We start from the raw sequence: 13,480 nt of genomic DNA on the forward strand, positions 1-13,480 counted from the left end.
CAAAGCATCCATCGAGTCCAATCGACAAAACAAGAAGGGCGAGTCTCGCGACTCGCCCCAACAACAACGGGGGTCGCATCGTATCGGCATACGAGCGACCTCCGTGTGTTCTTCCCTACTTCAATTGACCTTTCGCGCGCAGCGGTTGTTGATGCAGACGTAGCCCGCACCGGCGCCGCAGCAATCGGAGTCCTTCTCGCAGTTCTCGTATTCCTGGGCGCAGCCTTGCGGCTTGTCCGTGCAGACCAATGCCCCCTGGTCGTTCTGGCGGCAGAAGCCGTTGCAGCACTCGTCGCCGGTTGCGCAGGAATTGCCGTTCTTCTTGCAAGGGTCGACGACCCAATAGCCGCGCAAGTTGCCCGCGTTGAGCTCCTGCGCGGGCAGATAGAACGCAGGGTGGCTGGGATCCTTGCCGTCGGTGCGATTGATGTCGATGGCTGCGACCCACAGCTTCTTCGGCACGGGGGCGCTACCGTTGCCGACTTCGTACGGGTTGCCGGGGGCAACGTTTCCGTACATGCGGCGCGAGGTGAAGACGACCCAGTAGTATCCGCCGGAGGGAATGGGATTGACGGTGGGCTCGTAGTTGAGCCGCTCGTCGTTCTTGTGCAAATCGTTCGTCGGCAGGTAGCGTTCGCTGCCGTTCGGGTTGGCGCCGTTGAGGTTTCTCAGCGCATTGAAGACCTTGTTGGTTCCGACGAACGAGATTTGCGCCTCGGCGTTCTTCCAGGTGGCCAGCGGCGAGTCGCTTCCGTCCGGGCGCTTGATCACGTTGTGAAACACGAGACCCGTCGAGTCCGGAAGCCATGCGGGCCAGCCGAGGAACCCCTTGCGATCTTCGCGAACGGGGCTCGTGTACAGCGTCGTCAGGCCGGAAAACGCAAGGCTTCCGCACGACGGCCCGGTGCCGCCTCCGCCCGCGCCGCAGGCGAAGTCCATCATCGAGAGGCTGTAGCCGTTGCCAGCCCCCGGCCCGCCGGTCCACTGGTTGAAGGCGACCTTTTTCCCATCCGGCGAGAATGCGGGGGTGACGGCCTCGGTGATGACGCCATCGATGCCGCTGGCTGCCACCGGCTGGCCATTGTCGCGGCGAAAAACGTGTGTATCGCCATCGTAGAATTCCTGCGTGTGCCGTGAGCTCTGAAGGGCGAAGCTCCCGTCCTTGTAAACACCGGACCACAGGAACTTGCGATTGTTCGCCACGTTGGAGGCTTGATCGCCGGGATAATCGGCAATCCTTTGGCCGTTGCGCAGGTCGTACGAGCGGCCGTTGGCGTAGTTGAGGCGACCGGTGCTGTCATTGCCCTCCACCCCGTACTGGGCAAATAGCGTCGAGCCATCGTCCGACACCGTGTGGCAGACGAAGCACTTGTTCTTATTTTCCGGGAAGGCAAGTACCGGTTGGTTCTGGCCCGGGCGGATGGCAATGACGCCGGCGCTGTTGCCGTTCGTCGGCGCGTCGGCGAGCTTCGTATTGTACGAATTGTAATAGACCGTGCCCTTGAGCGCACCGGGAGCAATCGTCCACGAGCGCGTGATGGTTCCGTAGGTCTTGGCGCCGTCGTCGATTCTGATTTCCAGGGTCAAGAGATCTTTGGGGTCGCCGCTGTTGCCGTACGTGGCCTTGTCCCAGATGGCTTGCCAAATCGGCTGATTGACGAGATTCGTCCCCGAGGAGAATCCTTCGTATTCGAATCCGTTTTCTTTAAGATGAATGTAAACCGCCTTGGCCGGATGCGCCGATTGCCACTGAAGCAGTGGGGCGAATAGGCCGCGCGGCCATACCGTGCCATCGTACGGATAGAGTCCGATGAGATCGGGGGCATTGGTCGGAGTCCCCTTGAGGCGAGCTTTCGTGGCGTTGTCGACGGTGCCGCCGATGGGCACACCGCCTACGCCGTGCCCATTGGGATCGGCGGGTTTGCCGTTCTGCGTGATGTGCAAGCGGACCGTCACCGCGGTGGACGCTTGGTAGAGGCGATCGCGTTGGTAACGTCCGGTGACGCGGACCACGCCGCTCATGGCGCGTGCGAATGTATTGGCCGGCGTGAAGACGCCATTGTTGTCGACCACACCGAGTTCACCGCGGTCGAGCGACCAGGAGGCAACGACGTCCTGGTCTCGCCATTTGCCCTGGAACTTCAAGGTGGCCGGGGCGACGGTGACCTTTTCCTGGTCGATCGCCACGTCGATGGTCTGGTCGCGCGGCGTGATGGAAAAATCTCCGTCGGTGCCATTGCCGCCGCCACCACCGCCGCCCGAATCGCCGAATCCACCGCCCGGATCGCCGCCGTCCGGAAGGGAACCATCGGGGTTTCGGTCTTCGAATTCATTGCCGTCGTTGCTGCCGCATCCCGGCACCCAGGCGACGGCCATGATCGCCAAAAGTGCCAATAGCAGCGCCAAACTTAAGCGTCGAGTCATGCCATCATCCTTCTTCCCGGGTCTCGCCCAGACATCCAAAGACGCGCGTGACCGCGCATACTCAAATCAATTTTCACTAATTACGTTAGTGACATGTCACCTGCAAGCGCCCGCCGATGCGTGGCGCGAAATAACGATGGCCGGTGTCGCGTGTATCCGTGCGTTGGAGCGCATCGATCGCATCCGTCGCGCGCGATCTGGTCCCCGCGCGCGTCCACCCCGGACGCGAAATGGTTCTCCTGCGCAGGCCGGGACGAGAATCTGCTAATACCGCCTGCGTGAAGAAGAGCAGGCTCCCCATAAAAATCCGAAGGCCGGCGCCGTGATCGCCGTGTTGGCGGAGAAGCCCGCGGTGGCGCGGGATCTGGCGCGCGTGCTCGGCGCAACGACGCGGGGGGAGGGCTTTCTGCGCGGTGGCAACTACGTGGTGACGTGGGCCATCGGGCATCTGGTCGCGCTTGCCGAGCCGCATCAAATCGACGAGCGATGGCGGTCTTGGCGGCTCGCCGATCTGCCCATGCTGCCGAAAGAGTGGCCGCTGGAGGTGCTCGAGGGGACGCGGTCGCAGTTCGACGTGGTGAAGCGCATCATCAATTCGCGCGAGGTCGAAGGCGTGGTCTGCGCCACGGACGCCGGGCGCGAAGGGGAGCTCATTTTTCGATACGTGTATGAGGCGTCGAAGTGCCGAAAGCCGGTGAAGCGGCTATGGCTTTCGTCGCTCACGCCGGATGCCATTTCGCGGGCGTTTCGCGAATTGAGGCCGGGGGCGGCGTTCGATTCGCTGGCGCGTGCGGCGAAGGCGCGAAGCCGCGCCGACTGGCTCGTGGGGATGAACCTGTCGCGGGCGTACACGGTCACGCACGATGTTTTGTATTCCGTGGGCCGGGTGCAGACGCCGACCTTGGCCATGGTGGTGGCGCGCGAGTTGGAGATTCGCGCGTTCGTGCCCGAGGACTATCTGGAGATCGTGGCCACCTTCGGGAAGGCGGATGCGGAAATCGATTACCGCGGTCTGCTGTTTCGTGTGGTGCAGGGAGAGGGGAGCAAGCCGAAACGCGAGGCGGTGCGGTTGCCGCCCGACGGCGAGGAGGCCCAGCAGATCCTCGAGCGCGTGCGGGGCGGGCAGGCGCGGGTCGAATCGGTGGAACGCGAGAACCACGCGATGCCGCCGCCGCGGCTCTACGATCTGACGGAGCTGCAGCGCCACGCGAACCGGCTTTTCGGAATGAGCGCGCAGCGCACGCTCGATGTGGCGCAGGCGCTTTACGAGCGGTGGAAGCTGATTAGCTATCCGCGGACGGACAGTCGCGCGCTTTCCAGCTCGGTGGCGGGGACGCTTCGCGCGGTGGTGGATGCGATTGCACCCGCGTACGAGGGGCTTTTGGCGCCGGGCACGGGGCAGCGGCCGTTGGGGCGTCGTTTCGTGGACGATGCGGCGGTGACCGATCACCATGCGATCATTCCGACGACGGTGCGGGCGGACCGGGATGCGTTGTCGCGGGAAGAACTGAATATTTACGACTTGATTTGCCGGCGGCTGCTCGCAGCGTGGCACGAGGATCATCGGTACGCGACGACGACGGTGGTGACGGCGGTGCGGTCCAGCGAGCATGTGGATCGCTTCATGACGACGGGGACGTCGGTGGAACGCGTCGGGTGGAAGGTGCTCGACCGCAAATCGACGAGGTCGGCTGGAAAGGACGGGAGGGAGGAACCGGCGCCGACGGTGCCGCCGGGGCTGGCGCAGGGGATGGCCGTGTCGGTGGAGAAGGTGGAGGCCAAGCCGGGCAGGACGCGGCCGCCGGATCACTACACCGATGCGACGTTGCTGACCGCAATGGAGAGCGCGGGGCGCACGATCGAGGACAAGGAGCTGTCCGAGGCCATGCGTGAGTCCGGGTTGGGGACGCCGGCGACGCGTGCCGCGACGATCGAGACGCTGCTGGCGCGGGAGTACCTCGAGCGGGACAAGAAGGTGCTGCATGCGACGGATCGCGGGATTGCGCTGGTGGAGGCGGTGCATCCGCGGGTGAAGAGTCCCGTGCTCACGGGGGAGTGGGAGAGGGAGCTCCGGAGGTTGGAGCGAGGGGAGGGGGATTTCGAGAGGTTCATGAGGGGGATCGAGGAGTTCGTGACGGAGGTGACGGGGAAGGTTCGGGCGGGGGGGGCGGTGCTGAGTGCAGGTGCGAGTGCGAGTCCGAATCGGAGTCCGAGTCCGAATCGGACGCCGACGGCGAGTCCGACACCGAAGCCGACTCCGGGTCGGAGTCCGAGTCCGAGTCCGAATCGGAGTCAGAGGCCGCGGGATTTGGGGGCGTTGTTGGGGGAGGTGTTTGGGTTTGGGGCGTTTCGGCCTTACCAGGAGGAGGTTTGTCGGACGGCGACGGAGGGGAAGGATGTCCTGTTGGTCATGCCGACGGGATCGGGGAAGTCGCTTTGTTACCAATTGCCTGGGCTGGCGCGGGGAGGGACGACGTTGGTCATCAGCCCGCTGATTGCGTTGATGGAAGATCAGGTCGCGAAGTTGAAAGCGCTGGGGCTTGCGGCGGAGAGGATTCACTCGGGGCGCGAGCGGGAGGCGTCGCGGAGTGCGTGTCGGGCGTATTTGGATGGCACGCTCGATTTTCTCTTCATTGCGCCGGAGAGGCTGCGCGTGCCTGGTTTTCCCGAGATGCTCGCGCGGCGAAAGCCTGCGCTCATCGCCGTGGACGAGGCGCATTGTATTTCGCATTGGGGGCATGATTTTCGGCCGGACTATCGGCTCCTGGGGGAGCGTCTGCCGCTCTTGCGGCCGGCGCCCGTGATGGCGCTCACCGCGACGGCGACGCCGCTGGTGCAAGAGGACATTGCCACGCAGTTGGGACTGACGTCGCAGGCGGCGTTCATCCACGGCTTTCGGCGAACGAACCTCGCGATCGAGGTCATCGAGAAGAACCCCAAGGACCGCACTGCCGCGGTGGCGAAGCTTTTGGCCAAGGGCGAGCGGCGCCCCGCGATCCTTTATGCGCCCACCCGCAAGGAGACCGAGGAGCTCGCGAAAACGCTCGCGCGATCGGCGGGATTTCCCGTGGCCGCGTACCATGCGGGCTTGCCCGCGGCGGACCGCGCGAAGGTGCAAACTGCATTTCTCGGCGGCAAGCTCGAGGCCGTGGTCGCCACCATTGCCTTTGGCATGGGCATCGACAAGCCCGACGTGCGGACGGTCATCCACACGGCCCTTCCGGCGTCGCTCGAGGGGTACTACCAGGAGATCGGCCGCGCGGGGCGCGATGGAAAGCCGTCGCGGGCCATCTTGTTCGGGTCGTTCGTCGACCGCAAAATGCACGAGTTTTTTCTCGACCGCGACTACCCGCCGCTCGACATCGTGCAACGCCTCTTCGACGCGCTGTCCGAGGGGCCGCGGCCCAAGGCATGGCTCGCCACGCAGGTGCCGGAGACGCAGTTCGAAAAGGCCCTCGACAAATTGTGTGCGCTTGGCGCGGCGATCGTCGAGGCCGACGAGACGGTGCGGCGTGGCAAAGGCGGCTGGGAGCGCGCGTACGAAGCGCAGAGAAAGCACCGCGCGGGGCAGATCGAGGCAATGCACCGCTTCACGGAGAAACACGTTTGCCGCATGTTGCAGCTGGTTCGCCACTTCGGTGACGAGCAGGACGACGGCGAGGCGTGCGGGCTCTGCGACGTGTGCGCACCGAAGGACGCGATTGCGGCGCGCTTTCGGGAGCCCACGGCGGCCGAGCAGCGCGCGGCCGAGCGCGTGCTGGACGCGCTCCGGCAGCGCGATGGCCTCACCGTCGGGCAGATCCACCGCGACGTGTTCGGTACCGGCAAGACGATGGACCGCTCCTCGCTGGAGCACGTCGTGGGCGGGCTTGCGCGCGCGGGCCTGGTTTCCCTGGCCGATGCCTCGTTCGAAAAAGACGGCGAGACCATCGCCTTCCAGCGCGTGCACCTGGTGGGACGCGCCCCGGCGCCGCCGGCGTGGGAAGTGCGCGCCGCCTCTCCGCGCACGCCGCCGACGCGCGTGGCGGGACGGAAGAAGCGGAGGAGAAAGAGGGGTTAGGGTTTAGGGTTTAGGGTTTAGGGAGAGAGCAGAAAGAAAGAGGGGAGGGGTTAGGGGAGAGCGCAGAGAGAAAGAGGGGGTAGGGAGACGAGCAAGGATTTCTCTCCTCTCCTCTCAACCCCTAAACCCTAAACCCTAAACCCTAAACCCTAAACCCTATTTCCTCGTGATGGTCAGATCGATCCGCCGCCCCATGGCTAGCGCAAAGAAGGCGCTACCCTCGCGGCCGGCGAAAGAGCCTCCGATGGCGAACACGTCCCCGTGAAGCCCGTCGTGCGTGGCGTCGGGCGAAACGGTGGACACGATGTGAAGGCGCGTTGTGGCGGCCGTGGCCACGAACGAGCGCGCCCGGATGAGAACCAGGGTGCGCTGAATGCCATCGCGCAGCGCCTGCGACGGGCTGCCGGTGACGTGGGTGTCCACCAGATGCCCCGTGTCGTCGATCTCCAGGGCGACGTCTGCCGCGCCGGCCGATCCGAAGGGCACCCGCGTCCAGTTCGCATCCCCGCTCGCCGCCTGCGGAAAGGCTCGGGTGAACGCCGTAGCGAGGTCGACGACGCCGCGCTCGCCGACGGCGCCAAAGAGCGGTGGCGCACTCGGCTCCCCACCCGCCGCGGGCGCGTCCGACGCATGCGCCTTCGATGTCGTCGATACCGGTTCCGCTCGCGCGGGCCGTGGCGCGCGGGCCGGCGAAGGCTTCGCGGCGGCGGGCGATGCGCTCGTAGATTCTTCTGCCCTCTCCGGATCCAGCTCCGGGATCTCGAACGTCTCCCCCGCGAAACTCGGGGGCGGATCCGCCTCGGCCGCGGGATCCTGCGCCGTGCCGAGCCCCAACACGACCGCCCCGGCCGCGATGTGGATCGCCAGCGAGAGGACCATGAATGCCGGGGGATGCGAACGAGACACGCTATAAGCTTAGACCTTATGACCCGCCTTGCAGGTTGCACGATTCCGCTGTTTTCGCTTCGAACCCGTCGAAGCTGGGGCATTGGGCAGATTTCGGATCTGGTTCCCACCGCCAAGTGGCTCCTCTCCGGTGGAATGCGGTTGCTTCAAATTTTACCGCCGTACGAGCTCTGCGAAGGGGAAACGAGCCCGTACGGCGCACGCACCGCGTTCGGCATCGATCCGGTCTACATCGACCTCGCCGACGTCGAGGACCTGGGCGATCCGGAGGCCCTGCTCGACGAGGCCGGCCGCCGCGAGCTCGCACGCCTGCGTGACGCAGCGCGTGTCGACTACGCCGCCGTGCGTGCGCTCAAGGCGGGCGTGCTGCGGCAGAAGTTCGCCCAGTTCTACGAGCACGAATGGCTGCGCGGGACCGCGCGCGGGCAGGAGCTGCGCACCTTCATCGAGCGTGAGCGCGATTGGGAGGACGATCTCGCGCTCTACGTGGCGTTGCGCGAGTCGCACCAGCAGCACGCGTGGGATCTCTGGCCCGAGGGGGAACGCAACCGCGATCCCGAGACGCTCGCGGCCAAGGGCCAGCAGCTCGAACGGCGCATCCTCGAGCATCAGTACGGGCAGTGGATCGCGCACCGGCAATGGCAGCGCGCGCGGGTGGGCCTTGCGGAACTCCGTGTGGAGTTGATGGGCGATCTGCCCTTCGTCGTGGGGCACGAAAGCGCGGACGTGTGGTCGCACGCGCATCAATTCCGCAAGGACGTGACCTTGGGCGCGCCGCCCGATGCCTTCTCGCCCGAGGGCCAGGATTGGGGGCTTCCCGCCTACGACTGGGCTGCGATGGATGCGGACAACCTCGGTTGGTTGGTCGCCCGCACGCGCCATGCGGCCAAGCTCTACGACCGGTTCCGGCTCGATCACGTCGTCGGGTACTTCCGCATGTTCGTGACCCCCAAGAAGGGGCACATCTCCAAGGGCACGTTCGACCCCGCGACCGAGGCCGCCCAGATCGAGCGCGGGCGGGGCCTGCTCCGGCGCATGGCTGACGAGGCGCACCCGGCCAAGCTCATCGCCGAAGATCTCGGCAAAATTCCCGACTTCGTGCGGGAGGCGCTGCGCGATCTGGAGATGCCCGGCTACCGCGTCATCCCGTGGGAGCGCGATTACGTGCGCCACATGTACCGGACGCCCGACGAGTTTCAGGAGGTGAGCGTCGCCTCGTGGAGCACGCACGATACGGCGCCCATCGTCAGCTGGTGGGGCGAGTTGCAGCCGTGGGAGCGCGAGGGGCTCTCCGAGGTGGCCGGCATCGAGCCCAAGGCGGGCGACGAAGAGCGCTGGCTCGGGCTGATGCGCAGCTTGCTGCATGCGGGTTCGGATCTGACCCTGGTCCTCAGCGCGGAGATCCTCGGCGAGGACGTGCGCATCAACACGCCGGGCACGGTCGGCCCGGAAAATTGGACCTACCGATTGCCCAAGCCGGTGGAAGATCTGGAGCGCGACCCCATCGTCGGATCCCGCATGGGAGCCCTTCTCGCCTTGGCCAAGTCGTCCGGACGCATCGAATGAGCGCAGGAAGCCCGTTTCCCGAGGGGGCCACGCCGCTTCCCGGCGGTACCAATTTCGCGCTCTACTCCGAATCGGCGACGGCGGTCTCCGTATGCCTTTTCGACGAGGACGGCCACGAGCGGCGCGTCCCGCTCGAGGGGCGCACCGGCCACGTGTGGCACGGCTTCGTCGAGGGCGTCGGGCATGGCCAGCGCTACGGCTTCCGCGTCGAGGGCCCGTGGGATCCGAGCCGCGGTCAGCGCTTCAACGCGAACAAGTTGCTCGTCGACCCGTACGCGCGGGCCCTCGAGGGCAAGGTCAGCTACCGCGCCGGGGCCATCTTCGATCACGCTCCCACCGCGGCTCGCGACGACACCGACAGCGCGCCCTTCGTGCCCAAGGGCATCGTGCTGGACGAGCCCTTCGACTGGGAGGGCGACGCCCTACCGCGCATACCCTGGCGGGACACGGTGATCTACGAGGCGCACGTGAAAAGCCTCACCTTTCGCCACCCCGACGTGGAGCCCGCCCATCGTGGCACCTACCTGGGCGTGGCCAGCGCACCCATGATCGCCCACCTGCGCGGGCTGGGCGTCACGGCCATCGAGCTGATGCCCATCCACGAGGTGGCCGACGAGCCGAGCGTCGCCCGGCGCGGTCAGAAGAATTACTGGGGCTACTCGACCCTGGGGTACTTCGCGCCCGATCAACGTTTCGCCAGCCGCGCAGGCGAACAGGTGCGCGAATTCAAGGCCATGGTCAAGGCGCTCCACGCCGCCGGCATCGAGGTGATTCTCGACGTCGTGTACAACCATTCGTGCGAGGGCGACGAAACCGGGCCGACTCTGTTTTTGCGCGGCATCGACAATCGCGTCTATTACAAATTGCGCGACCACGGCGCCCGCTGCGTCGATTACACCGGTTGCGGAAATACCTTGCAGGTGGAGCACCCGCAGGTGCTCAAATTGATTTGCGACAGCCTCCGTTACTGGGTGACGGAGATGCACGTCGATGGCTTCCGCTTCGACTTGACGACCACCCTGGGGCGCGAAGGGGCGGACTTCCGGCGGCATGCGGCGTTCTTCCGCACCATCTTCCAAGATCCCGTTCTCTCCCGGGTGAAGCTCATTGCCGAGCCTTGGGATCTCGGGCCCGACAGCATGCAGCTGGGGCATTTTCCAGGCCGGTGGCGCGAGTGGAATGCGCGTTTTCGCGATGGAATGCGGCGTTTTTGGAATGGGCACGACAAATCGCTGTCCGATTTGGGCTACCGCCTCACCGGCTCGAGCGATCTCTTTCACACGCCGGCACGCACGACCACGACGAGCATCAACTTCATCACCGCCCACGACGGCTTCACCTTGCGTGACTTGGTCAGTTATACACGCAAGCACAACGACGCCAATGGCGAGAACAGCCGCGACGGCTCGAACGACAACCTGAGCATGAACTTCGGCGTCGAAGGCGAGACCGACGATGCCATGGTGGTCGCGGCGCGCGGGCGGCAAATACGCAATTTCCTGGCGATGCTCTATCTGACGCCGGGCGTGCCGATGATCACGTCGGGCGATGAAATACGGAAAACGCAAAAGGGGAATAACAATCCCTACGTGCTCGACGACGATATTTCGTATTTGAATTGGGCGCTCGACGACGAGGCGCGTGCGCTGCGCGATTACTGCGGGGCGCTGGCTCGGCTTCGCAAACGTTTTCCCGCCCTGCGGCGTGATGCCTTCTTCGACGGCGGTGACATCGTCTGGCTCGACGCCGATGGGCACCCCATGCAGCTCGAAGATTGGGGCTCACCCGAGGTCATGGCCCTGTCCGCGATGATGAAACCGGTGCGCGAAGACCCCCAGAGCGTGCTCTGTTTCGTTCTGAACGGAGACAAAGCCGAGGTTGCATTTCGCTTGCCAAGCGTTCCGCAAGATACGGGCGGGCCGTCCGACAAAAAGAAAAGTGAGAGCTCCGGCAAACTCGAGGGTGGCTGGCATGTGCTGGTGGACACCCGGCGACGCGACGCTTGCGCGGAAAATGACGGGATTTTGCAAGCGGGCGCAACCTACACGATGCCACCGCGATCTTTTGCATTGCTCATCGGGTCGAAGCCGCTTGGGCCAAAGTCAGGGATGCGCTAAAAATCCAAACTGAATGACTGCCGTCGCGCCGTTGAACGAAGAGCACGCCGTGGCCGAGGTCCTCGCAGGCCGCTACGAGCTTTTGGGCCTGGTGGGGACCGGTGGGATGGGAAGCGTTTACCGAGCGCGCGACCTGGAGCTCGATGAGGTCGTCGCCCTCAAGGTGCTCCGGCGCGAGCTCGTGAACACCCCGGAAATGCTCGCCCGATTTCGCCAAGAGGTGAAGCTTGCCCGCCGCGTTACGCACGTGAACGTGGCCCGCACGTTCGACATCGGGGAACACCACGGTGAGAAGTTTTTGACCATGGAGTTCATCGATGGGACGTCCCTCGCGGAGCTTCTGTACGAGCGGGAGGAGCTTTTCCCGCTGTCGCGGGTGGTCGACATCGGCCTGGCGATTTGCGCAGGCCTCGAGGCCGCGCACCGCGCGGGGGTCGTGCACCGCGATTTGAAGCCGGACAACGTGCTCGTCACCAAGGACGACCGCGTGGCCATCACGGACTTCGGCATCGCGCGCGCGGTGCTGAGCGCGCACGTGACCATGGGCGCGCCCGTGGGAACGCCCGCATACATGGCCCCGGAGCAGGTCGAGGGGCTCTCCGTCGATCATCGGGCCGATTTGTATGCGCTGGGCGAGATCCTCTACGAGCTGCTCACCGGGGTCACGGCGTGGTCGGGCGAGTCGATCTTCCAGGTGGCGGCGCAGCGTCTCCTGAAGCCGCCGCCCGATCCGCGGGCGCACCGGCAGACGGTGCCCATCGGGGCCGCGCAGATCGTCATGCGCTGCATGGCCCGCAAGCCGGAGGATCGCTACGGCTCGGCGACCGACGTTGCGGCTGCGCTGTCGACGTTGACCATTCCGGTCGCGCCGGCCGTGGCTCCGCGCGCGCCGAAGCCGCAGCCGGTCGCGCGCCCGTCGATGCCGGGGATGGCGGAGACGCCGCCGGGTGACAAGAAGGTCGCGGTGCTCCCGTTCCAAAATGGCGGGCGCCCGGAGGACGAGTACCTGGCCAGCGGCCTCACGGAGGACTTGATCGACACCTTGTCGGTCATGGATGGCATCCGCGTGCGTCCGCTGGGCGCGGTCATCAGTGCGCGTGGACGCTCGTCGGACTCGCGGGAGGTGGGGCGCGAGCTTGGCGTGCAGGTCGTCGTCGAGGGATCGCTTCGCCGCATCGGCGAAATGCTGCGCGTGAGCGCGCGCATCGTGAGCGTGGGCGACGGGTTTCAGCTCTGGGCTTCGCGCTTCGAGCGGCCCGAGGCGGACTTTCTCAAGGTCGGCGACGAGATCGCGTGTGCCATCTCGCGGGCGCTCAGCATCGAGCGGCCCGAGGGCAACCGGCAGACGATCGAGGATCCCCTCGCGTACGATCTGTACCTGCGGGCGCGGCACGAGCTTCATCGTTACTCGCCGGAGACCACGCAGCGGGCCCTCGAGTTGTTCCAGCAGGCGCTGGAGCGGCGCCCGGACGATGCCGTCATTCTTTCGGGCTACGCGCTCGCGCGCCTGAAGGAGTACCTGTACTCGGACGGCGAGGTGAGCGGCGATCCCACGCGGCTCGCCGCGGAACGGGCCATCGCGCTGGCGCCGGATCTGCCGGAGGCGCGGCTCGCGGCGGGGTGTGTCGCGTTCGCGTTCGGCGACTCCGAGCGCGGCGCCCGCGACATCCGCGATGCGGTGCGGTCGGGAAAACGGTTGGCGGATGCGCACGATATGTACGGCCGCATCGCGGTGGAGTGCGATCGCATCGACACGGCGCTCGAGCATCTATCGGCCGCGCTATCCATCGAGCCGCGCACGTTCGTGAGCCGCGGTGAGATGGCGCGGGCGTACGAGCTTTCGGGCAAGCCGCAGATCGCCGACGAGCTTTTGGCGGCGCTTCCGCCCGATCCGCAGACCCACGTCGTCTATTGGCTGGTGCGCGCGCGCATCGTCTTCTGGCGGCGCGACTACGCGACCGCCCGTGCGCTCCTCGCCGACGAGGGGCCGACGGGGCCGATTGAACCGGGTCGCGGGATCCTGATGTCGATGGAAGATGACAAGGCCTTCGACGCGCAGCTCGAGTTCCTCGACGCGCGCGCCAGGACCGGGAGCGGTGCGCTTCGCCGCACGGCGATGTTCCGTCAGATTAAGGCGGAGGTTCTCAGCTTCCGCGGCGACGAAGACGGTGCCATCGCCGCCCTCGCCGACGCGGATCGCGCAGGCTTCTTCGATATTGCCTGGTGCAACCGATGTCCCTTGCTCGACTCGCTCCGCAAGCGTCCCGAGTTCCAGGAAATCGTGTTCCGCGTCGGCGAACGCGCCGCCAAAGTCCGCGCGGCACTCGGTCTAACCTAAAGAGAAAAATCACAGGAAGACGGGAAGACGGGAAGGTTTTGAGGTTTTCAATTGGCCAAGAGGGCCAAT

At 65.7% G+C, this 13,480-nt stretch carries 6 protein-coding genes; 4 read left to right on the plus strand and 2 right to left on the minus strand.

Annotated features, from left to right (window positions below):
* Window positions 1–120: 120 nt before the first annotated feature.
* Window positions 121–2,424, minus strand: a complete 2,304-nt coding sequence (locus LVJ94_13370) for a hypothetical protein (protein ID WXB08220.1) — start codon at window positions 2,422–2,424, stop codon at window positions 121–123.
* A 322-nt stretch (window positions 2,425–2,746) separates the two neighbouring features.
* On the opposite strand from LVJ94_13370, the gene LVJ94_13375 reads away from it, so the two are divergent.
* On the plus strand, window positions 2,747–6,484 hold the full coding sequence (locus LVJ94_13375) for a DNA topoisomerase 3 (GenBank protein ID WXB08221.1): 3,738 nt from the start codon (window positions 2,747–2,749) through the stop codon (window positions 6,482–6,484).
* A 156-nt stretch (window positions 6,485–6,640) separates the two neighbouring features.
* On the opposite strand, the gene LVJ94_13380 is transcribed toward LVJ94_13375, so the two are convergent.
* Window positions 6,641–7,390 (minus strand): hypothetical protein, encoded by a 750-nt coding sequence (locus LVJ94_13380; GenBank protein WXB08222.1) that lies wholly within the window; start codon window positions 7,388–7,390, stop codon window positions 6,641–6,643.
* Between the two features lie 18 nt (window positions 7,391–7,408).
* On the opposite strand from LVJ94_13380, the gene malQ reads away from it, so the two are divergent.
* From malQ to LVJ94_13395, 3 genes are read left to right on the plus strand one after another with little or no spacing between them, the layout of a single operon-like run.
* Entirely contained in the window at window positions 7,409–8,956 is a 1,548-nt protein-coding gene (gene malQ / locus LVJ94_13385; GenBank protein WXB08223.1) for a 4-alpha-glucanotransferase, read from the plus strand.
* Window positions 8,953–11,073, plus strand: coding sequence for a glycogen debranching protein GlgX (glgX, locus tag LVJ94_13390; GenBank protein WXB08224.1), 2,121 nt, complete (start codon window positions 8,953–8,955; stop codon window positions 11,071–11,073). Before malQ ends, glgX begins: the two co-directional genes overlap by 4 nt.
* A gap of 13 nt (window positions 11,074–11,086) precedes the next feature.
* Window positions 11,087–13,411, plus strand: coding sequence for a protein kinase (locus LVJ94_13395; GenBank protein WXB08225.1), 2,325 nt, complete (start codon window positions 11,087–11,089; stop codon window positions 13,409–13,411).
* Window positions 13,412–13,480: the final 69 nt, after the last annotated feature.

Source organism: Sorangiineae bacterium MSr11367, from assembly GCA_037157805.1.
GTDB lineage: Bacteria > Myxococcota_A > Polyangia > Polyangiales > Polyangiaceae > Pendulispora > Pendulispora rubella.

Coding starts and splice junctions, on each gene's coding strand:
- malQ (WXB08223.1), top strand. CDS start 7,409: ATGACCCGCCTTGCAGGTTGCACGATTCCGCTGTTTTCGCTTCGAACC.
- glgX (WXB08224.1), top strand. CDS start 8,953: ATGAGCGCAGGAAGCCCGTTTCCCGAGGGGGCCACGCCGCTTCCCGGC.
- LVJ94_13395 (WXB08225.1), top strand. CDS start 11,087: ATGACTGCCGTCGCGCCGTTGAACGAAGAGCACGCCGTGGCCGAGGTC.
- LVJ94_13370 (WXB08220.1), bottom strand. CDS start 2,424: ATGACTCGACGCTTAAGTTTGGCGCTGCTATTGGCACTTTTGGCGATC.